The organism is Thalassospira sp. TSL5-1 (assembly GCF_001907695.1).
Taxonomy (GTDB): domain Bacteria; phylum Pseudomonadota; class Alphaproteobacteria; order Rhodospirillales; family Thalassospiraceae; genus Thalassospira.
The window spans coordinates 261376-281928 of sequence record NZ_KV880638.1 but is presented as its reverse complement, the minus strand read 5'-3'; the positions used below and the strand labels follow the sequence as shown (position 1 = coordinate 281928).

Here is a 20553-nt window from a genome sequence, read left to right as displayed (position 1 = left end):
AATTTCATTACGTTATCGATATAAAATATACACACTCCCAATCTCCCCTTCAGCACACGATTTTCGCCCGGTACGCAGAGTCCGTATAGGGTTCGAGCAGAGTCCGTCCCGGCAAGTAGCACACGGTTAAAAATCAGAACCGGTGCAAAATTTAACGCAAAGACGAGCATGAGGCTTACTTCAAGGCAGCGCAAAACCGCAGCAAACACGTCCGATGTCATCACACCCTAATGTCTTCAAATATTTCATTCAATATCAATTACTTAAAACATACCGACTGGTCTGGATGTGGCGAAATTTGCCTGCAAAAGGTCTATCCTGGCAGGGAATTTATGGCTGCATCAGACCATTATCCCGAACAGGATCTCATCAGCGGGCATCATAGGACGCATTTTTTCGGCTGGATAAAGTCCTGTTATCGCGGCGGGAAACGGTCCCGGTACCCGGTCTGGCTTTATCGCCATTGGCTCCGTCTTCTTCATCGGACGCCGGAATATCCCGTCGGCGCACCGCTCTTTTTGAAAACCAGGTATAAATAACAACATATGAAATAAACCCCCCAACCCCGATGGTTAGAGTCAAGAACTGAAGCACAGGCAGAAAACGGCCAAACATGCCAGCGCCACCATAAATCATGAAAATGCACACCGCTGCCACCGGGGCCAGGGCCATAAAAAACAGGCCCCGCACCCGCGACTTGATGGGGCGATAGTGCATCAACATCAGGTAAAACAGGTGCATCAGCACCACGAAAACCAGCAGTTTGATCAGCAAAACAAACTGGTCGCCGTTCGACAGGCTCTGGTTACGTTCGTAAATACCAAAGGCCTGGAACAGCCCATGCAACATTCCGCCAAACAGCGCCAGGGTTAGTAATGTGCGAAAAATCGGCCCGCGTGAGAGCCACTTTTCATCGCTGCCATTGCCAAGCCGCCGGTCATTTTTTTTGTTTTGCCCTTTTTTGCGGCCCTTGCGACGGTTCGCCAGCTTCATATTGTCGTGAATTTCACGCGAAAAACCCGCCGCCTCGACTCCCTTGCCAAAAGGCCGATAAACGGGTTTCTCCCCCCGTTTGGTCACGGTTTTTTCGTTACGCCGCTTCACCTGGGCCTATCCCTCGCACGTTAGGTGCGGCCTCTAAAAGAAGCCTTTGGTTCCAAACCATATCAATACAAACACGATATTGTCAGCACAAAGCACGGTTACAGACAAATCAGCCTTGCCCTACTCGACTTCTCGCACCGTATGCGGCATTCTGCGCCCATTCAATTCATCGAGAAAAACGAGCATCCATCGTATGACCGATACTGCCCAGCCCCCCCGCCGCGTCGTCCTGGTTGACGGGTCCGGCTTTATTTTCCGCGCGTTTCACGCCCTGCCCCCCATGAACAGCCCGGACGGCACCCCTGTTAATGCCGTTTATGGCTTTTGCACCATGCTGATGAAACTGCGCGAAGATACAAAACCCGACCATATGGCGGTTATTTTCGACACCAAGGGCAAATCGTTCCGCAACGACTTTTATCCCGATTACAAGGCCCACCGTCCGCCCCCCCCCGAAGAACTGGTCCCGCAATTTGGCCTGATCCGCGATGCCGTGCGCGCCTTCAATTTGCCCTCCATCGAACTGGAAGGCTATGAGGCCGACGACCTGATCGCCACCTATGCGCGCCAGGCCGCCGAACAGGGGGCCGATGTCATCATCGTGTCCTCGGACAAGGATTTGATGCAGCTTGTCACCGAGCGCGTGGAAATGTTCGATGCGATGAAAAACCGCACCATTCGCTCGGGCGAGGTGATGGAAAAATTTGGCGTCGGCCCGGATAAGGTGATCGACGTTCAGGCCCTGGCTGGCGACCCGGTCGATAACGTGCCCGGTGTGCCTGGCATTGGCGTTAAAACCGCCGCCCAGTTGATCACCGAATATGGCGATCTCGATTCGCTTCTGGAACGTGCGGGCGAAATCAAACAGCCCAAACGCCGCGAAAAGCTGATCGAAAATGCCGACATGGCCCGCATTTCGCGCGATCTGGTCCGCCTGAAAACCGATGTTCCAGTGACACATCCGGTCGATGATTTTGACCTGCGCGAACCCGATGCCGATGTGCTGCTGTCTTTCATCGCCACACATGGCTTCAAATCGCTTACCGCCAAGGTAAAGGCCAAATTTGGCGGCACCGTTGATGAAAACGGCGTTGCCGAAGCAGGCACCGGTGTGAATGACGTTACCGTCACCAAGGCAGAATACGAACTGGTCCAGGACGAAGAAAGCCTGAAAAAATGGATCGCCAAGGCCGATTATGAAGGCATTTTGGCCGTTGATACCGAAACCACGTCGCTTAATGCCCATCAGGCACGTCTGGTTGGTATTTCCATTGCCGTTCAACCCGGCGAGGCCTGCTATATCCCGCTGACCCACGGGATGGGCGATGAAGCAACCGAACCCAAGGCGGCCCAGGGTGGTTTTGATTTTGGCAGCGACCCTGCCGATGACAAAGCAAAGGCTGAAATCCCGCAACAGATTCCGCTAAAACGCGCCATCGAACTGCTGAAACCCCTGCTGGAAGATCGCGGGGTTCTCAAGATCGGGCAGAATATCAAATATGATAAAATCATCTTTGCCCGGCATGGCATCGATGTGGCACCAATTGATGATACGATGGTGCTGTCCTATGTGCTCGATGGTACCAGCCACGGGCATGGCATGGATGAACTGGCCGATTTGCATCTGGGCTATAAAACCATCAAATTCACCGATGTTGCAGGCACGGGCAAAAACCAGCTGACCTTTGACCAGGTCCCGCTGGACAAGGCACTGGATTACGCCGCCGAGGATGCCGACATCACCCTGCGCCTACATCGGCTGCTAAAACCGCGCATCGCCCAGGAACATATGGCCAGCGTTTATGAAACGCTGGACCGTCCGCTGGTGCCAGTTTTGGCAAAAATGGAGGCCCTCGGCGTTAAGGTCGATGCAGATAAACTGCGCGAACTCTCATCGGACTTTGCCAGCCGTATGGAGGTCCTGGAAAAAACCATCCATGAAATGGCCGGTGAAACCTTTAACCTTGGCAGCCCCAAGCAGCTTGGCGAAATTCTGTTTGAACGCATGAGCCTGCCGGGCGGCAAGAAAACCAAAACCGGTGCCTGGCAAACCGGGGCCGATGTGCTCGAAGGTCTGGCCGCCCAGGGCCATGATCTGCCCGCCCGCATCCTGGACTGGCGCCAGCTTTCCAAGCTCAAAAGCACCTATACCGATGCGCTGGCAAACCATATCAACCCGCAAACCGGGCGGGTGCACACCAGCTATGGCCAAACCAATGTCAATACCGGCCGTTTGTCCTCGAACGATCCGAACCTGCAGAACATTCCCATCCGCAGTGAAGAAGGCCGGAAAATCCGTACCGCCTTTATCGCCGATGAAGGCTGCAAACTGATTTCGGCTGACTATTCACAAATCGAACTACGGCTTTTGGCCCATGTCGCCGAGATTGACGCCCTGCGCACCGCCTTTAAAAATGGCGAGGACATTCACGCCTCCACCGCCTCCAAGGTGTTTGGCGTGCCGATTGAAGGCATGGACCCGATGGTCCGCCGCAAGGCCAAGGCAATCAACTTTGGCATCATTTACGGCATTTCGGCCTTTGGTCTGGCCAACCAGCTTGGCATTCCACAAAAGGAAGCCAAGGAATTTATCAACGCCTATTTTGAAATCTATCCCGGCATTCGCGATTATATGGAACGCGCCAAGGACTTTGCCAAAACACATGGCATGGTGCGCACCCTGTTTGGCCGCAAGATTTTCATCAATGGCATCAATGATAAAAACGGCATGCGCCGCAGCTTTGGCGAACGCGCGGCCATTAATGCCCCGATCCAGGGTGGCGCGGCCGATATCATCAAACGCGCCATGATCGCGGTTCCCGATGCCCTGCTTGATGCCGGTTTAAAAACCCGCATGCTATTGCAGGTCCACGACGAACTGATTTTTGAAGCCCCGGAAGCCGAAACCGAACAGGCCGTAAAAGTCATTCGCGACGTCATGGAAAATGCCGCCCATCTCAGTGTCCCGCTGATCGCCGATGCCGGGATTGGCGATAGCTGGGCCGATGCGCACTAGAACAATCCGTCCGGATATTCCGAAATCAACTCAAGGCCGGGGGTAAAACCCGGCCTTGATTGCATGTGGCCGTATTTAGTTTTAGCCTAATTTTAAGATCAAAATAATTCAAAACATCAAACAGAAAGACAAATCACCTTAAAACTAAAATCATTCTAATAATTATTTGGAATTATCATGAAAACCTCCGGAGGGTTCATTAAGGAGAAAAATCTTTAGGCCCCCGGATGAATTTATTTATTATCCGTATAAGGAGTGCTACCCTAAGGTAATAGACGACCCAAAGGGAGCACCGGGCATGGCAGCCCTTGTAAAAAGGCTTTGTTGGAGCGCATTGCTAACTGGATTAACGGTTGCTTTGTTGTGCCCACCTGCCCGTTCAGCCACCAATACGTTGCCTGCCCCCATCAATCACGCAACCACGATCGACCTGCAAACCACCGAATTCCCCCCTTACAGCAGCGAAAGCCTGCCAGGTCAGGGCATTGCCAGCATTATCGTCCGCGCGGCTTTTGCCCACGAAAACATGGCCGCCCATATCATATTCAGGCCCTGGCAACGCAGCCTGCAAAATTTTAATACCAATATCGCCCCCGGTACCGGCCATCGCCCCGATGCCATTTTCCCGGTCTATGACGACACACAAAACAAAAGGCGATTTCTTCTGTCACGGGCCATCGTGCGCAGTGCCGTAGGTTTTGTTTACTATCGGGGCGCAAAATTCGACTGGCAAACCCTGGATGATTTAACCGACCTGACCATTGGTACAGTACGCGGCTACACCACGCGAGAGGATTTCGACCAATATGTGCAACAGGAAAAGCTGCATGTAGTCGAAACCCATGATGATGCCACCCTGTTGCGTCTGCTGTCTGCCGGGCGGGTTGATGTGGCAGTTATGGATCAACAGGTGATGCGCCACATCCTTGATACCAATCAGGATTTTGATCAAAACCGGCGCTGGTTTTATTTTCATCCCACTATTCTGGAAAACAAAACCCTGCATGTGGGTTTTCATCGCACCCCCGAAGGCAAGATGCTGCGGGATGCCTTTGATCATGGTTTACGCGCCCTGCAATGCCCGGACGATAACTGCCCCGCGCAATATATTCCCAACGCCAACCTGAATACCCAATAAAGCCGCAAGATGAAGCCACGTCGCACGCCAGGCACAACAGGTTCCGGGACCGAAAACGGCACCAAAACCGGACCGTTTAAAACGCCTTTTCCTTAGCGGGCAGAAGAATGCCCCCGGCAAAATGCGTCACTCTAAAGGAAAGGGAGGCCAAAATGACAAAGCGATGAAAAAATGGCCCTCACCCTTGAAAAGCCTTGCCTGTGCTAGAATCTGAATAAAACTAAACAAATGTCAGGATGCGATGGGCCGGGCCATTTTGCCCCCGGTCAGAATTTCTCCACACCATCAGGGGGCCGGAGATGCCGATCACAAACGCACGAAAAAACAGCTTATATCGCTGGCTTGTAATCCTCGTGGCAGTGCTCATCCTGTCAGTTTCGCACTTCGTTTCGCACAGTGTTTTGGCATCCGACGTGGCATCCTCCCCCTTTGCGGGTACAAAAGTGCGCCTTGCATCGCTGGACTGGCCGCCTTACACCGGTGAAAACCTGCCCGGAAAAGGCAAAAGTACGATCATTTCCCGTCAGGCCTTCGCAGTTAACAATATCGGCATGACAACGGTTTTCTATCCGTGGCGCCGTGTGCTCGACAGCCTGAATTCCGATCAAAGCCTGATTGGATATTATCCCGAATACAAATCCGCCAGCCTGGAAAACCGGTTCTACTTTTCCGACTCGATCGGCGACAGCCCTTTGGGGTTTGTCTCGCTGGCCGGATCGACATTTGACTGGACGGTCCCGGATGATTTGAAAAAATGGCGGATCGGGGTAGTCGCCGGATATGTCAATGAACCGACTTTCGACCGCATGATGAAAAATGGCGATTTAAAAACCCTGGCAGCCAATGACGATGTGACATTGCTGCGCCTGCTGCATGCCAAACGCATTGATGCCGCCGTCATGGACGCACAGGTCCTGCAATACTGGCTCAGGACCCTGCCGGAATTTTCGGCCCTCTCGGGGGACTTTGCTTTTCATCCCCACCTGCTGGGCACAAAAACCCTGCATGTGGTTTTCCGCAAAACCGAACAGGGCCGCCAGTTACGCGACCTGTTCAATTACGGCCTTCAAAATCAAGGCAGCAACCTGATTTCCGCACAACAGGAAAGACTATTATCCCAATAGTCTTTCCAAGTGTCATGCTGCCCATCCGGTCTCTTAAAGACCCAGCACATCGGACATGGCATAAAGCCCCGCATCCTTGCCAAAGGCCCATTTCGCCGCGCGAACCGCCCCCTTGGCAAAAACTTCACGCGACGATGCCTTGTGCGTAATCTCGATACGTTCGCCCTCGCAGGCAAAAACAACGGTGTGATCGCCGATCACATCGCCGCCGCGCAGGGTGGCAAAGCCGATTGCCCCGTCTTCACGTGCACCGGTATGACCGTCACGGGAACGCACGGCAACGTCATCAAGCGCCACACCCCGCCCGCGTGCGGCTGCTTCGCCAAGTCCCAATGCAGTGCCTGACGGTGCATCAACCTTGTGCTTGTGGTGCATTTCCACGATTTCGATATCGGCCGTTTCCTTATCCAGAATTGCAGCAACCTTCTCGACCAGGGCAAAGGCCAGATTGACGCCGACACTCATATTCGGGGCAAAAACAATCGCCGTTTTTTCGGCAGCCTTTTCAAGCTCTGCTTTCTGATCCGCCGACAGGCCGGTCGTGCCAATCACCAATACCGTCCCGGTTTCGGCGGCCAGCGCGGCATGCTTCATGGTCGCTGCCGGGGCGGTAAAGTCGATCACGGCATCAACCTCGTTAAACAGGGCCTTGGGGTCATCGCCAATAGCAATGCCACATTCTTCCAGCCCGGCCACCAGCGCCACATCCTTGCCAACAAAGGCACTGCCCGGAAGGTCGGTTCCTCCGCCAATTTCGCAATCGCTGGTTTTGGCGGTTTCCGCTACCAGCATCCGTCCCATCCGTCCGGCACAGCCGACGATTCCAATTTTCATTTTTGGCCTCCTGCAGGCAAATTCGTTCAATATGCCATCTGCTTTAGCACATCGCGCCAGCCGATGAAACGGCGGGAACCGCGCAAATATCACCATAAAAAAAGGGGCAATGCCAACGCATCCCCCCTTTAATCCTGTCTGACAGCAATGCAGGTTTAGTAACCGGCCACACCAACCATTACCCTGTCTGATTTGATCAGGAATGATCAACTGCGGGGGCGTTTTGGGCGGCTTCCCAAACACCCTCAAGCTCCGCAACGGTTTCGGGCGAAAGCGCCACACCCGATGCCGCAATATTTTCCTGCAAATGGGCAACCGATGACGTGCCGGGGATCAGCAGGATATTGGGCGAACGTTGCAGCAGCCAGGCCAGGGCAACCTGCATTGGCGTCAGTTCAAGGCGCGTTGCAATATCGGACAGGATTTGCGATTGCAGCGGCGAAAAACCACCCAGCGGAAAGAACGGCACATAGGCGATGTTCTGTTTTGCCAGCTCGTCGATCATTGCATCATCATGGCGATGCGCCAGATTATACTGGTTCTGCACGCACACAATATCGGTGATGCCCATACCTTCGCGAATTTGCGTCGGAGTAACGTTGCTTAGCCCCAGATGGCGAATAAGGCCCTGCTTTTTAAGGTCCGCCAAAACCGAAAGCGGTTCGGCAATTGAGCCTTCTGCCGGGCCGTGAATACCGTGCATGCTGCGGAAATTGACAACCTCCAGGCAATCCAGCCCCAGATTGCGCAAATTGTCATGCACGGCCCGGGTTAGTTCGGCGGGCGACATGGCCGGCAACCATGCACCGGTTTCATCGCGCCGTGCGGCAATCTTGGTCACGATCAGCAAGTCATCCGGATAGGGGTGCAACGCCTTGCGAATGATCTGGTTGGTAACGTGCGGGCCATAAAAATCGCTGGTGTCGATGTGGTTGATGCCCGCCTCTATCGCAGCACGCAAAACCTGTTCTGCCGCCTTGGGGTCACGCGGCGGGCCAAATACGCCGGGCCCGGCAAGCTGCATGGCGCCATAGCCCATGCGTTTTACCGTATGGCCGGCAAATTCAAATGTTCCTGCTTTATCGATGATTGACATTGGGGATCTCCTTTCTGGATGACCCAAAGCTAATGCTTGCACAACTGATCGACAATTAGGCACAATCTGAACAGCTTGTACGGGATGGCGAACGATGAATGTTGATCTTGGCGACCTGAATGCCTTTTTAACCGTCGCACGCGCTGGTGGTTTCCGCGAGGGGGCACGCCTGAGCGGTGGTAGCGCATCGGCGCTGAGCGATGCGATCCGCCGCCTTGAAACGCGCCTCGGGGTGCGCCTGTTTAACCGCACCACCCGCAGCGTCGCCCTAACCGCGGCGGGCAATGGCCTGCTGGCCCGGTTGGAACCGGCATTGAGCGAAGTTGCCAATGCCCTGGATGTGGTGAATGGCTATCGCGACCGACCGGCGGGCACCTTGCGGTTGAATATTCCCGTCAGTGCGGCGCGCCTGGCGCTGCCCGAAATCATCCCGGCCTTTCTGGCGAAATATCCCGAAATCCTGCTGGAAATCATTACCGAGGAAAGCTTTGTCGATTTAATGGCCGAAGGCTGCGATGCCGGCATCCGCTATGACGAACGCCTGGAACAGGACATGATCGCCATTCCCATCGGCCCGCGAAAACAGCGATTCGCTGCTGCCGCCTCGCCTGATTATCTGGCCCGCAATGGCACCCCGCAACACCCGCAGGACCTGCTTGATCACCCTTGCATTCGCGGGCGTTTTGCCAGCGGCGCCATGTTCCCGTGGGAATTTGAAAAGGATGATCAAACCCTGGAGGTCGCCGTCAAAGGTCCGTTTATCATGCGTCCGGGTGGCGGCACCGACCTGGCCGTCGAAGTCGCCAAGGGTGGCATTGGCATTATCTATCTGTTTGAAGACTGGCTGACACCCTTTTTCAAGAATGGCTCTCTGGTACCAATCCTCAAGGAATGGTGGCCGTCCTTTCCCGGTCCCAAGCTTTATTATCCGGGGCGCAGGCTGGTCCCCTCGCCCTTGCGGGCCTTTATCGATTTCATCCGCGCCTGGCCGCTACAAAAATAACATTTTGGGCATCCTGCCTGCGGGCGACCATCTCTCTGGCCAGCACCATGCCCCGCAATAGCACCTAGCCGGTTTTGCTGCCTTCAGGCAAATCGTCTTTTGCCGCATCCTCATCGCGGATATGGCCAAAACGGCGGGCTTCTTCGGGGTAATCGTGCAATCGATGGTCAAAATCAGCGGCAATATCGGCCAGCGTAATGGCGGCAAAGCGATCCATCATCAAGGTACGGGCCAAATCCAGCGTGTCGTCAATCGCACTGTTTACCGCCTGCTCAACCAGGCAAACAGGCTGTTCATCGGCATTGCCAATGGCAAACAGGGGCGGTTCGCCCAGCGCAGTATAAATATCGCGCAAGGTAATATCGGACAGGTCACGCGCCAGTTGCCAACCACCGCCATGCCCCTTTTCCGATGACACCAGGCCCGATTTTTTGAGCCCACCCAATGTCCTTCGCACCACGACCGGGTTGGTGCGCAACATCATGGCAATTTCATCGGACGTGGCGTGTCGGCGGTGCCGGTCCAGATGGATCAGCACATGTAACACCCGGGACAACCGGTGATCCTGTCTCATTGCATTCTCCTGTTCGCGTGATCGAGCTATAGCAAATTCACCACCACGTAACAAATAAAGTTACAAATTTCTTGACCCGCTATCGCCTTTCGTGGTTATGAAACTTTATAAGTTACGTAAAAACGGATCACAAATGGTGGCCCCACCACCGAATGGAAGAAAATCCCATGCAACATGATTTTGATACAATCATCATTGGCGGCAGCTTTGCGGGCATGTCCGCCGCCCTGCAACTGGCCCGCGCCCGGCAAAAAATCCTGGTGCTGGATGACAATGTGCGCCGCAACCGTTTCGCCCGCCATTCTCATGGCTTTTTGGGGCAGGATGGCACCAGCCCCGACGACATTATCGCCTCATCCCGCGCCCAGTTGTTGAAATACCCGACGCTAAGCTGGGAAAACACCCTGGCACAATCGGCCGAACGGGCCGAACGGATGTTTAAAGTCACCACTGAAACCGGGCAAAGCGTCGTTTCGCGCACCCTCATTCTTGCAACCGGTGTCACCGATACCCTGCCCGATGTGCCCGGCCTTGCCGAACGCTGGGGGGATCACGTTTTTCACTGCCCCTATTGCCACGGATATGAATTTAACCAGCAGCCTCTTGGTGTTCTGGCCAGCTCCGAACTGGCCATGCACCAGGCGCTGATGTTGCCAGACTGGGGCCCCACCACCCTTTTCCTCAACAATGCCTTTGAGCCCAACGACATTCAGCTTGCCCAGCTTCACCGGCGCAAAGTAACACTGGAACACACGCCGATTGCCGAAATTACCGGAGATCAGGCAACGGTGCACTTAACCGATGGCCGCAACATTCCGCTTGCCGGTCTTTTAATTCAGCCCAGAACCAAAATCAGCTCGCCCCTCGCATCCCAGCTTGGCTGTGCCTTTGCCGATGGCCCGCTTGGCCCCTATCTGCAAACCGATGCCATGCTGGAAACCACCATTCCTGGCGTTTTTGCCTGTGGCGATGCCATGATTGCCGCAGGTTCGGTGGGGCTCGCGGTGGGCAATGGTATCAAGGCGGGCACGGCAGCCCATCATTGCCTGATTTTTTGGGATGACGCCTGATTTCCCAACCTGCCCATACGCATCGTTACCCTGTTACCCGCTGCCAAACGGCGGTACCCCCATAAGAAAACCCCCTGCAACATCGCTGCAGGGGGTGATCTATTTCAGACGGCAAAGCTGATCCTTAATCCGTCAGGTCTTTCCAGATTTCTTTCATCTTGGAAAAGAACCCTTCGGATTCCGGGTGACTGCCTTCTTCACGCGAAATGTCGTCAAATTCGCGCAGCAGCTCTTTTTGCCGTTCCGACAAATGCACCGGTGTTTCGACACTGACCTCGACAAACATGTCGCCCCGCGCCTGGGAACGCAGAACCGTCATGCCCTTGCCCCGCAGGCGCAATTGCTGACCGGATTGTGTCCCGGCCGGGATATTGATGCGCGTGCGCGTGCCTTCGATGGTCGGTACCTCGATGGTGCCGCCAAGGGCTGCCTTGGTCATCGGAATCGGAATGCGGCAATGCAGGTTCGCCCCGTCACGCTGAAAGAAGCGGTGCGGCTGAATATCCAGAAAGATATACAAATCGCCCGAGGGCGCATTATTCGCCCCGGCTTCCCCTTCGCCCGCAAGGCGAATGCGCGTGCCATCCTCGACACCGGCAGGAATCGTCACCTGCAGGTTTTTCTGTTTTTCAACACGCCCGGCACCGTGGCAAACCTTGCACGGATTTTTGACGATCTTGCCCTGCCCATGACAGGACGGACAGGTGCGCTCAATGGTGAAGAAACCCTGCTGGGCACGCACCTTGCCATGACCATTACAGGTCGGGCAGGTCACAGGCTGGGAACCCGCCTCGGCCCCGCTACCATCGCAGGCATCACACTGAACTGAACCGGGAATCGTAATTTCCGACTTTTTACCCTGGAAGGCATCTTCCAGCGAAATCGCCATATTATAGCGCAGGTCGGCACCACGATTGGGCGAACCGCCACGACGACCACCGCCGCCGCCCATCGCCCCAAAAATTTCGTCAAAAACGTCGGCAAAACCGCCGCCGCCAAAACCACCAAAGCCACCGGCACCAAACGGACCGCCGCCGCCACCAGCACCACCCTGTTCAAAGGCAGCATGACCAAACCGGTCATAGGCAGCACGCTTGTCCGCGTCCTTCAAGACGTCGTAGGCTTCGCTGACTTCTTTGAATTTTGCTTCGGCAGCCGTGTCGCCCGGGTTTTTATCCGGGTGATATTTCACTGCCATTTTACGATAGGCGCTCTTGAGCTCGGCTGCGCTGGCATCCTTGCTCACGCCCAAAAGCTCGTAATAATCCTGTTTCGCCATCCGTTACTCCGGAAATACGGGCGGGCCGTCCGCACATGTCATAAGTTATTATGAGTGCTGAACGGCCCGTCACGAGTTACAGGGCGGCGTGCATGACGACCGCACCGGTCGTCTTACTTGTCTTTTTTGCTGTCATCGACTTCTTCAAAGTCAGCATCGACAACACCATCATCAGCCTTGCCTTCGGCAGACGCACCGGCATCGGCGGCATCGCCAGCTTCGGCCTGCTGTGCCTGATACATGGCTTCACCAAGCTTCATCGAAGCCTGCTGCAACTCATTGACCTTGGCATTGATGGCTTCAGGATCATCACCGTCCTTGGCTTCCTTCAGGGCAGCCAGAGCGTCTTCGATCATCGACTTGGTGTTGGCATCAACCTTGTCACCATGTTCGGCCAGGTTCTTTTCGGTCGAATGGATGATGGCTTCAGCCTGGTTGCGGGCTTCGACCAGTGCCTTGCGCTTTTTATCGCCTTCGGCATTGGATTCCGCATCCTTGACCATCTTTTCGATTTCATCATCCGACAGACCGCCAGATGCCTGAATGCGAATCTGCTGTTCCTTGTTGGTCGCCTTGTCCTTGGCCGACACATTAACGATACCGTTGGCATCAATGTCAAAGGTGACTTCAATCTGCGGTACGCCACGCGGCGCGGTCGGCAGGCCAACCAGATCAAACTGACCCAGCATCTTGTTGTCTGCAGCCATTTCGCGTTCACCCTGGAACACGCGGATGGTCACAGCCGTCTGGTTGTCTTCCGCGGTCGAGAAAGTCTGCGACTTGCGGGTCGGAATGGTGGTGTTCCGGTCGATCAGGCGGGTGAACACGCCGCCAAGGGTTTCAATACCCAGCGACAGCGGGGTCACGTCAAGCAGCAGAACGTCTTTGACGTCACCCTGCAAGACACCACCCTGAATGGCAGCACCAAGTGCCACAACTTCGTCCGGGTTCACACCTTTGTGCGGCTCACGGCCAAAGAATTCCTTAACGCGTTCCTGGACCTTCGGCATACGGGTCATGCCGCCAACCAGGATCACGTCATCAATTTCACCAGCCGAAATACCGGCATCCTTCAGCGCGGCCTTACACGGCGTGATGGTCCGATCAATCAGGTCGCCAACCAGGGCTTCCAGTTTCGCACGGCTGAGTTTGACATTCAGGTGCTTCGGACCGGACTGGTCAGCGGTGATGAACGGCAAGTTTACTTCGGTCTGCATCGAGGACGACAGTTCGATCTTGGCTTTTTCAGCAGCCTCTTTCAGGCGCTGCAGGGCCAAACGGTCCTTGCGAAGGTCGATCTGCTGTTCTTTTTTGAACTCGTCCGCCAGGTAATCAATGATCTGTTTGTCGAAGTCTTCACCACCAAGGAAAGTATCACCATTGGTTGATTTAACTTCAAAAACGCCATCGCCGATTTCCAGAACCGAGACGTCAAACGTCCCACCGCCAAGGTCATACACAACAACGGTGCCGCCTTCTTTTTTGTCCAGGCCATAAGCCAGGGCCGCAGCGGTCGGTTCGTTGATGATACGCTTGACTTCCAGACCGGCAATTTTACCGGCATCCTTGGTGGCCTGACGCTGCGAATCGTTGAAATATGCAGGAACGGTAATCACCGCTTCGGTGACCGGCTCACCCAGATGGGCTTCGGCGGTTTCTTTCATCTTCTGCAGGATCATCGCGGAAATCTGGCTCGGGGCCATTTTCTCGCCATTGACTTCAACCCATGCGTCGCCGTTTTCACCACCGATGATTTTGTACGGCACAAGGTCTTTGTCTTTTTCAACTTCCGGGTCCCCCATGCGGCGGCCGATCAGGCGCTTAATCGCAAACAGGGTGTTTTCCGGGTTGGTCACGGCCTGGCGTTTTGCCGGCTGACCCACAAGGCGCTCACCATCATTGGTAAATGCCACCATCGACGGGGTGGTACGTGCCCCTTCACTATTCTCAATAACCCGGCCTTCCTTACCATCCATCACTGCAACGCAGGAGTTGGTGGTGCCAAGGTCAATACCGATAATCTTGCCCATAATTCGTTCCTCTTTTAGCGGCCGGCCCGTCCCGCAGCCTTCGCCTTGAAGCGCCGCGCAGGACCTCCTGGGACCAATTGGTTGTAATAACGTGTTATACACGGGGCAATTACCCCGCGCACCTATATATGAAAGTCAAAACAAAGTCGCAAGCCGTCAAAATGTGGATTTTTGACGGTTTTTTTATCGCAAACTGCCCCGGGACTGTCACAACTTGCCCCAAAAGCAGGGTCCTGGCGGCATCTTTCCGGCCATTATCCCCACAATATCACGCTTTCCCTTAGGGCAGGCTAATGGCCTGTGATCGCGCCCAGATTACGTCTTCCTATACCGATGACACGCCATTGCGGCAAATCAGAAGCTTCTCGCGCAGGGTTTGCGCCAGTTCCTGTTTGGCGTCTTCCCCCAAAAACGGGGCAATCTCCACCTCGCGCCCGTGACTGCGTAAAATCAGCCTGTGGCGCGTTTCATCACGCGGCATCAAAATCACCTGTAACCAGTAGGTCTGGAAATCAAACTCCTCGCGCTCTCCGCGCACCGAAATACGGGTCAGCCGTAACACACTGCGGCGCAATTCAATCATTTCGCCACAGCGCGCGGCCTCAAAATTCATATGAAAGGCAAAAGACAGCAACGCCACATCCAGCCCCATGAAACCCGCAATCGGCCAGGCCCCCATCGACCAGAACAGCAACCCCAGCGACGATGTCACCCCGCCAATACACCAAACAAGCCTGCGCGCACCACGCCGGGTGAGCGAGCGTTGCGGATGCAAGTCGGTTTTGAAAACCGGTTTTTCGGTTCGCGGCAGTCTTGGCATTGTTTTAATGTCCTGCGCCAAACATCGCCCGCCAAAAGCCCCAAAGGACCATCCCTGTCGCACAATGACAAAATCGCAAGCGGCAGGATCGGGCGTGATCACGCGGCGCATGTTGCAATATGTTCCCACGCACAGGAAAAACAACCGGGGTCACGGCTCCATGATGCCGCGAATTTTGGAATCACTCCAGCCTGATCACAAACAAAAATCGACCTGTGCTTTTTCCAGGCTTATAAATACGCAATAAACAATCAAACAATACCGGCCCAAACCCGCGCCCATATCAAACAGCAGAGATCCCGATGTCCCGCCCGATGAGCAAAGCCGCCATAGAAGAATTCTTCCAGCGCCTGTCCGATGCCGACCCGGAACCGAAAGGCGAGCTGGATTACACCAATGTTTACACCTTGCTGGTCGCCGTCGCCCTGTCAGCCCAGGCCACCGATGTCGGAGTTAACAAGGCGACCAAAAAGCTGTTTGAAATTGTCGCCACCCCGCAGGATATGCTCGACCTTGGTGAAGACGCCCTGATCAGCCATGTTCGCACCATTGGCCTTTATCGCGGCAAGGCCAAAAACATCATGGCGGCAGCCCAAATACTGGTAGATAAACATAACGGTGTCGTGCCCAATGACCAGGAGGCACTGGAAGAATTGCCCGGTGTGGGCCGTAAAACGGCAAATGTTGTGCGCAATATCGCCTTTGGCGAACCAACCATTGCGGTTGATACCCATATCTTCCGGCTTAGCAACCGCACCGGCATGGCCAAGGGCAAAACACCCCTTGCCGTGGAAAAGGCCCTGCAAAAGAAAATACCGGCCAAATTTATCCAGCATTCCCATCACTGGATGATCCTGCATGGCCGTTATATCTGCAAAGCGCGCACCCCGCGCTGCCCGGACTGCATTGTCGCCGATCTTTGCAATTTCAAAGACAAAACACCCGCCGCGGAATAACCGGGCGGGTGCCTGTCAAACATTCAAACTGTTGATCACGGCCTCATCAAAACACCGCATCAAACGCGGCCGGTGCCGGGCTGACCATTTTGGCCCCACTGCGCGAGATTTGCATCACGGCATAACCCCGCTGGGTTCGGCCATCGGCAGTCAGGCGGAAAACACCATCAATGCCGGAAAACCCGGTTGGGTTGGTCAAACCATCCATCGTAATGCCCTGTTCCGTCCCTGCCAGCACAGCGGCAAGGGCCGCGCTGTCATAGGCCAGACTGGCAATACGCGGCGGTTCGCCGCCAAATGTTTTACGATAGCGCGTTGAAAAGGCCTGCCAGTTGCCCGGTTCCGGGGCGGCGAAAATACCACCATTCAATGCCGGTTCGCTAAACAGGCCCGGATCATTCCAGCCAAAGGTGCCAATATATTGCACCGACGACGAATCAACATCGAAATAGGCCAGCAAGGCCGAAACCTGGCGCAATTCCCCGCCTGTTGCAGGCAGGATCAGGGCGTTAAAATCCGGGTCGCCCAGGGTATCAAGCCCGGCCAGCCGCCGCAGGGCACGCTGCGATGCGCTGGAGCCATCAGCCTGTAACTGGGCTTTGCGCGATACCAGGGCAGCATGGCGCTGGTTATATTCGGCAAAGTCCTTCACCGTTTGTTCCATCGAATCGCTGCCGGGCTGATAAAACGCCACCTGGCCCAGACGTCCACCCGCTGCGGTCACAATCCGGTCCAGCGAGGATGAAATCTGCCGACCGTAATCATTTTGCGGCAGCAGGGCGGCAAAATTGTATTTGCCCTGGCTAACTGCATAGGCTGCCGCCCGTTTGATCTGGTCTTCTGGCGACAGGCCATTGACCCACACACCGGGCTCGGCGGCACGGATATTGTTGGAAAAGGACAAAACCGGCACATTGGCCTGTTTGGCAATTTCGCCAGCGCCATTGACCGAGTCTGAAAATAACGGCCCCAAAATCAGTTTGGCCCCGGCATTAATCGCTTTTTGTGCTGCCAGACGCCCGCCTTCATAGGTGGCTTCGGTATCAATCGGCATTAAAACAAAATCATCACCGGCGGCATCAAACAGGGCCAGTTCGGCGGCATGGCGCATCGCCCGGCCCAAATCCCCGTGCGGGCCAGATAGCGGCAACAGCAGGGCTACCCGTTTATCGGTGGTGGCCGCTTCATCATTATAAATACCCGAAAGCACCTGCCCGTCACCGGGCATACCATCAAACGGGCTGGGTTCACCGATCAGGCCCTGGTTGGGGGCCCGTGTGGCCGCATCCGGGCCATTATTGGTGACAACAGGCGCTAGCTCACGATTTGAATCCGTGTTAGTCAGGTCGGTACTGCACGCGCCCAGCCCCAGCGAAAGGACCAACACAGATGCCGTCCGGCACGCAAACCGGCGCCACGCCGAATTCCCGTTCCTCGTCGCAGACGGATGAAGTCTCGGAAAACCCACTCTCTTCACCTCCCAATGGCGTTATATCTTCGCAGGGTAATGCGGGCGATCCGGCAAGTAAACCGGATCAAACAGGGAATGACAAAACCCTGCCATTATCGGCCGGGCTCTATCTGGTTGCTACTCCAATCGGAAATTTGGGCGATATTACGTTTCGTGCGGTCGATATCCTTAAAAGGGCCGAAATTATTTTGTGCGAGGACACCCGCACATCAGGCAAGCTTCTGTCACGTTTTGGCATAAAGACCAAACGCATTGCCTATCACGAACATAACGCCGAAAAAATGCGCCCGGAAATCATGGACAGGCTGGGCAAAGGCCAGGCCATTGCCCTGATCTCCGATGCCGGAACCCCGTTGATCAATGATCCGGGTTACAAACTGGTGCGCGACTGTCAGGCGACAGGCTATACCGTAACGACAGCCCCCGGAGCTTGTTCCCCGATTGTCGCGCTGATTTTATCAGGCCTGCCCAGCGACCATTTTTTCTATGCCGGTTTCCTGCCGCCCAAATCGATGGCACGGCAAAAGGAACTGACCCGCTTTGCCCCCATTCCCGGCTCGCTGATTTTTCTTGAAAGCCCCAAACGACTTGCCGCATCGCTGCGCGACATGGCCGACTGCCTGGGGGCCAGCCGCCCCGCTGCCGTCACCCGCGAACTGACCAAAATGTTCGAGGAAGTCCGCCCCGGCACCCTGGGCGATCTGGCCGCCCATTATGACGAAGCCGGTGCCCCCAAAGGCGAAGTTGTGATTGTGGTGGGTCCGGCCCCGGCCGGGTCCAACGATCCCACCGCCGAGGATATTGACGACCGCCTGCGCGACCTTCTGCAAAACCACCGCACCAAGGATGCCGCCGATATTCTGGCACGCGAAACCGGCCTTAAAAAACGCGACCTTTATAATCGCGCCCTGGAACTGGGGCAGGATAAATAACAATCATGGGCATGGCACCCAAACGCCCCGCCCCACAGAACCACGCTCAGGCCCCCCGCGTCCGGGCGGAGCGATCCGGTCGGTTTGCCGAAAGCCTGTGTTGTTTCTGGCTGAGAATAAAGGGCTATCGCATTCTCGCCCGGCGCTATCGCGGGCCGGGCGGCGAAATTGATATTCTGGCGCGCAAAGCAAATGTGCTTGTCGCAATCGAGGTTAAATACCGCAAAACCCGCACCGATGCCCTGTTTGCCATCTCCCCGCGCCAGCAGGGCCGCATAGCGCAAAGCCTGCAGGCCTTTGCCGCCCGCACCGGGCATGCGGGCGATATGCGCATGGACGTCATGACCGTCAGCCCCAAAGGCCGCATTCACCATCATATCAATGTCTGGATGGGATAACGGCCTCTTTCAAGCCAACGGCACGTCCCTGTTCACGGAGGTGTGGATCATCCTGATGGGTAAAAACCGCAAAAGTATCCCAGGGCGGCATAACCGAGGCCAGCTTTAAAAACTGTCCAATTTCGCCACGATGGTACCCGCCATGCAGCACGACATGGATGATCATTTCCGTGCGGGACATATATCCCGGGTCACCATCGGTAAAACGAAAGGCCAGTTTCTCCGCCCCCGCATCCGGTGTCAGATCGTGGCTATAATCCATATACCACTGATCAATCCGGGCCATTTTATCGCACAAATCTTCCAATGTCGGCATGTTGGTCATCATGTCGGTCTCGTAACCGTGCTTCCGGCCTGTAAGGTGGGCGGAAAATATATCCGCCACCACATAACAATGGCTCATCAGGCGCAGGGCATCGCCAAAGGTCAGACCATATGTTTCGCGATCCACCTTTGCCATCTGATCAAAAAATGCCGCATTGGCCCAGGCCTGATATTGCACAAGCCGATGCAAAAAACCGCACATCCCTGACGTCTCCCAACTTGACTGATGATAAAATGTGAGCAATCTGTTTATATTTTAAACAGGGAGCATGGCTTGTCTACTCGCGTTCAAAAACCCGATACCCCTATGCTCAAACAGCCGCGCCAGGCGCGATCCCGGGCTACGGTGGAAACGATTGTCATCGCTGCTGCTCGTATTCTGGCCGATCAGGGATGGGCGGGCTTTACCACCAACAGGGTGGCAGAGGTTGCCGGTGTCAGCATCGGGTCGCTGTATCAGTATTTTCCCGACAAGCTCTCGCTGATTGATGCGATCCGCGAGCGGCATCTGGCAGACTGCCTTAGTGTGCTCAGAAACGTAACGGCCACCGCAAAACCCCTGCCGGTTTTTGTTGAAGAACTTGTCAGCAACATCATTGCCATTCACAGCATCAATCCCGGTCTGCACCGGGTATTGCTGGACGAAGCCCCGTTTTCCGACACTTTCCGAAACCCCGACAGCGCCTTTGAACAGGAATATCTTGGCTATTATGAACGGGCCGTTTGCAGCTACCAGTCATCCAAAGATACTGTCTCAGCCCAGCTTGGCGCCCGAATCATTTCGGACGCCATTGATGGTGTCATCCATAATGCTGCCCGGCGCGGCACCCTGAACCAGCCGGAAATCAAACACCAGCTTGTCAAAATGATCATCGCCTATATCAAACAATAATCCGTCAGAAACGAGCAGCGGCATTTTATATGATAATACGACAAACTATCACGGGTGCATTTTGGCCCCTTTGGTGATTTTATCAGCCACCCGTTTTTCCGCCCGCAGAGCAATGCCCACCACCTTGGCGTCATCAGGCGCGAACTGGCCAAAAACCGCGCGATTGGCGGCATCATGGCCAGTGGCAAACATTTCCTCGATATAAACGGATGCAGGTACTTCGCGCTCGATAATCCGGTTATGGATTTTACCCATCGTGGCCGGGTCGGCAGCCAGCACGATGGCGGGCTGCATTGACATGGGATTGTATTTATTGCCATTGCGGTCCACATAATCTTCGCCGATGATTTCGGGAAATTTCGCAATGATGCCGCTCATCAAAAAGGCGGTCACATTCAGGGCCTGCCAGCTTTGCAGGTCATTGCGCAGGACGATGGCAACTTTGGTATCAAACATGAACGTCATATTCCGCATGAAAGGTGAAAGGGGAAA

19 protein-coding genes are annotated in these 20553 nt (G+C 55.1%); 9 read left to right on the top strand and 10 right to left on the bottom strand.

Annotation, left to right across the window (positions count from 1 at the left end; all coding sequences use genetic code 11):
- Nucleotides 1-369: 369 nt before the first annotated feature.
- Nucleotides 370-1104 carry a hypothetical protein gene (locus LF95_RS10835; protein WP_073955166.1) on the bottom strand — a complete coding sequence of 245 codons (735 nt, stop codon included), beginning with the start codon at nt 1102-1104 and terminating at the stop codon, nt 370-372.
- Nucleotides 1105-1297: 193 nt separating this feature from the next.
- On the opposite strand from LF95_RS10835, the gene polA reads away from it, so the two are divergent.
- The 3 genes from polA (at nt 1298) to LF95_RS10820 (ending at nt 6382) form a co-directional block, all read left to right on the top strand.
- Nucleotides 1298-4120, top strand: coding sequence for a DNA polymerase I (gene polA / locus LF95_RS10830; protein WP_073955165.1), 2823 nt, complete (start codon nt 1298-1300; stop codon nt 4118-4120).
- 298 nt (nt 4121-4418) lie between these two features.
- Nucleotides 4419-5258: a substrate-binding periplasmic protein gene (locus LF95_RS10825; protein WP_083607635.1), complete on the top strand. Its 840-nt coding sequence runs from the start codon at nt 4419-4421 to the stop codon at nt 5256-5258.
- A gap of 299 nt (nt 5259-5557) precedes the next feature.
- A complete protein-coding gene (locus tag LF95_RS10820; protein ID WP_073955163.1) occupies nt 5558-6382 on the top strand; it encodes a substrate-binding periplasmic protein in 825 nt (274 codons plus the stop codon).
- Nucleotides 6383-6415: 33 nt separating this feature from the next.
- Here LF95_RS10820 and dapB read toward each other — a convergent pair whose 3' ends face one another.
- Complete coding sequence (dapB, locus tag LF95_RS10815; RefSeq protein ID WP_073955162.1) at nt 6416-7216, bottom strand: 4-hydroxy-tetrahydrodipicolinate reductase; 801 nt, start codon at nt 7214-7216, stop codon at nt 6416-6418.
- A gap of 196 nt (nt 7217-7412) precedes the next feature.
- On the bottom strand, nt 7413-8312 hold the full coding sequence (locus LF95_RS10810; protein WP_073955161.1) for an aldo/keto reductase family oxidoreductase: 900 nt from the start codon (nt 8310-8312) through the stop codon (nt 7413-7415).
- 94 nt (nt 8313-8406) lie between these two features.
- On the opposite strand from LF95_RS10810, the gene LF95_RS10805 reads away from it, so the two are divergent.
- Nucleotides 8407-9315, top strand: a complete 909-nt coding sequence (locus LF95_RS10805; protein ID WP_073955160.1) for a LysR family transcriptional regulator — start codon at nt 8407-8409, stop codon at nt 9313-9315.
- A 64-nt stretch (nt 9316-9379) separates the two neighbouring features.
- Here LF95_RS10805 and LF95_RS10800 read toward each other — a convergent pair whose 3' ends face one another.
- Entirely contained in the window at nt 9380-9889 is a 510-nt protein-coding gene (locus tag LF95_RS10800; protein ID WP_073955159.1) for an Rrf2 family transcriptional regulator, read from the bottom strand.
- 167 nt (nt 9890-10056) lie between these two features.
- Here LF95_RS10800 and LF95_RS10795 point away from each other — a divergent pair, with 167 nt between their 5' ends.
- Nucleotides 10057-10959: an NAD(P)/FAD-dependent oxidoreductase gene (locus LF95_RS10795; protein WP_073956190.1), complete on the top strand. Its 903-nt coding sequence runs from the start codon at nt 10057-10059 to the stop codon at nt 10957-10959.
- A gap of 124 nt (nt 10960-11083) precedes the next feature.
- Here the strand turns inward: LF95_RS10795 and dnaJ are convergent, their stop codons facing one another.
- From dnaJ to LF95_RS10780, 3 genes are all read right to left on the bottom strand, one after another.
- Nucleotides 11084-12238 carry a molecular chaperone DnaJ gene (gene dnaJ / locus LF95_RS10790; RefSeq protein ID WP_073955158.1) on the bottom strand — a complete coding sequence of 385 codons (1155 nt, stop codon included), beginning with the start codon at nt 12236-12238 and terminating at the stop codon, nt 11084-11086.
- Nucleotides 12239-12351: 113 nt separating this feature from the next.
- A complete protein-coding gene (dnaK, locus tag LF95_RS10785; protein WP_073955157.1) occupies nt 12352-14268 on the bottom strand; it encodes a molecular chaperone DnaK in 1917 nt (638 codons plus the stop codon).
- Between the two features lie 325 nt (nt 14269-14593).
- On the bottom strand, nt 14594-15088 hold the full coding sequence (locus LF95_RS10780) for a DUF2244 domain-containing protein (RefSeq protein WP_073956189.1): 495 nt from the start codon (nt 15086-15088) through the stop codon (nt 14594-14596).
- Between the two features lie 314 nt (nt 15089-15402).
- On the opposite strand from LF95_RS10780, the gene nth reads away from it, so the two are divergent.
- Complete coding sequence (gene nth, locus LF95_RS10775) at nt 15403-16044, top strand: endonuclease III (RefSeq protein WP_073956188.1); 642 nt, start codon at nt 15403-15405, stop codon at nt 16042-16044.
- A gap of 46 nt (nt 16045-16090) precedes the next feature.
- Here nth and LF95_RS10770 read toward each other — a convergent pair whose 3' ends face one another.
- Entirely contained in the window at nt 16091-17431 is a 1341-nt protein-coding gene (locus tag LF95_RS10770) for a penicillin-binding protein activator (protein ID WP_252509734.1), read from the bottom strand.
- A 2-nt stretch (nt 17432-17433) separates the two neighbouring features.
- On the opposite strand from LF95_RS10770, the gene rsmI reads away from it, so the two are divergent.
- Both rsmI and LF95_RS10760 read left to right on the top strand, forming a co-directional pair.
- A complete protein-coding gene (gene rsmI, locus LF95_RS10765; protein WP_083607756.1) occupies nt 17434-18447 on the top strand; it encodes a 16S rRNA (cytidine(1402)-2'-O)-methyltransferase in 1014 nt (337 codons plus the stop codon).
- Nucleotides 18448-18452: 5 nt separating this feature from the next.
- Complete coding sequence (locus LF95_RS10760; protein ID WP_252509733.1) at nt 18453-18845, top strand: YraN family protein; 393 nt, start codon at nt 18453-18455, stop codon at nt 18843-18845.
- Here LF95_RS10760 and LF95_RS10755 read toward each other — a convergent pair.
- A complete protein-coding gene (locus tag LF95_RS10755; protein WP_073955155.1) occupies nt 18826-19371 on the bottom strand; it encodes a DinB family protein in 546 nt (181 codons plus the stop codon). The two genes, LF95_RS10760 and LF95_RS10755, sit on opposite strands and share 20 nt — an antisense overlap.
- 72 nt (nt 19372-19443) lie before the next feature.
- On the opposite strand from LF95_RS10755, the gene LF95_RS10750 reads away from it, so the two are divergent.
- Entirely contained in the window at nt 19444-20061 is a 618-nt protein-coding gene (locus LF95_RS10750; protein WP_215905678.1) for a TetR/AcrR family transcriptional regulator, read from the top strand.
- Nucleotides 20062-20109: 48 nt separating this feature from the next.
- On the opposite strand, the gene LF95_RS10745 is transcribed toward LF95_RS10750, so the two are convergent.
- The gene (locus tag LF95_RS10745; RefSeq protein ID WP_073955153.1) at nt 20110-20517 is read right to left on the bottom strand and encodes a DUF2000 family protein; all 408 of its coding nucleotides are present in this window, start codon (nt 20515-20517) and stop codon (nt 20110-20112) included.
- Between the last annotated feature and the right edge of the window lie 36 nt (nt 20518-20553).

What these genes read in the sequence shown, in the direction of transcription:
- LF95_RS10800 (WP_073955159.1), bottom strand. Translation starts at nt 9,889, where the DNA reads ATGAGACAGGATCACCGGTTGTCCCGGGTGTTACATGTGCTGATCCAT.
- LF95_RS10760 (WP_252509733.1), top strand. Translation starts at nt 18,453, where the DNA reads ATGGGCATGGCACCCAAACGCCCCGCCCCACAGAACCACGCTCAGGCC.
- nth (WP_073956188.1), top strand. Translation starts at nt 15,403, where the DNA reads ATGAGCAAAGCCGCCATAGAAGAATTCTTCCAGCGCCTGTCCGATGCC.
- LF95_RS10755 (WP_073955155.1), bottom strand. Translation starts at nt 19,371, where the DNA reads ATGTGCGGTTTTTTGCATCGGCTTGTGCAATATCAGGCCTGGGCCAAT.
- LF95_RS10745 (WP_073955153.1), bottom strand. Translation starts at nt 20,517, where the DNA reads ATGTTTGATACCAAAGTTGCCATCGTCCTGCGCAATGACCTGCAAAGC.
- polA (WP_073955165.1), top strand. Translation starts at nt 1,298, where the DNA reads ATGACCGATACTGCCCAGCCCCCCCGCCGCGTCGTCCTGGTTGACGGG.
- LF95_RS10825 (WP_083607635.1), top strand. Translation starts at nt 4,419, where the DNA reads ATGGCAGCCCTTGTAAAAAGGCTTTGTTGGAGCGCATTGCTAACTGGA.
- LF95_RS10795 (WP_073956190.1), top strand. Translation starts at nt 10,057, where the DNA reads ATGCAACATGATTTTGATACAATCATCATTGGCGGCAGCTTTGCGGGC.
- dapB (WP_073955162.1), bottom strand. Translation starts at nt 7,216, where the DNA reads ATGAAAATTGGAATCGTCGGCTGTGCCGGACGGATGGGACGGATGCTG.
- rsmI (WP_083607756.1), top strand. Translation starts at nt 17,434, where the DNA reads ATGCCGTCCGGCACGCAAACCGGCGCCACGCCGAATTCCCGTTCCTCG.
- LF95_RS10805 (WP_073955160.1), top strand. Translation starts at nt 8,407, where the DNA reads ATGAATGTTGATCTTGGCGACCTGAATGCCTTTTTAACCGTCGCACGC.
- dnaK (WP_073955157.1), bottom strand. Translation starts at nt 14,268, where the DNA reads ATGGGCAAGATTATCGGTATTGACCTTGGCACCACCAACTCCTGCGTT.
- LF95_RS10820 (WP_073955163.1), top strand. Translation starts at nt 5,558, where the DNA reads ATGCCGATCACAAACGCACGAAAAAACAGCTTATATCGCTGGCTTGTA.
- LF95_RS10780 (WP_073956189.1), bottom strand. Translation starts at nt 15,088, where the DNA reads ATGCCAAGACTGCCGCGAACCGAAAAACCGGTTTTCAAAACCGACTTG.
- LF95_RS10810 (WP_073955161.1), bottom strand. Translation starts at nt 8,312, where the DNA reads ATGTCAATCATCGATAAAGCAGGAACATTTGAATTTGCCGGCCATACG.
- dnaJ (WP_073955158.1), bottom strand. Translation starts at nt 12,238, where the DNA reads ATGGCGAAACAGGATTATTACGAGCTTTTGGGCGTGAGCAAGGATGCC.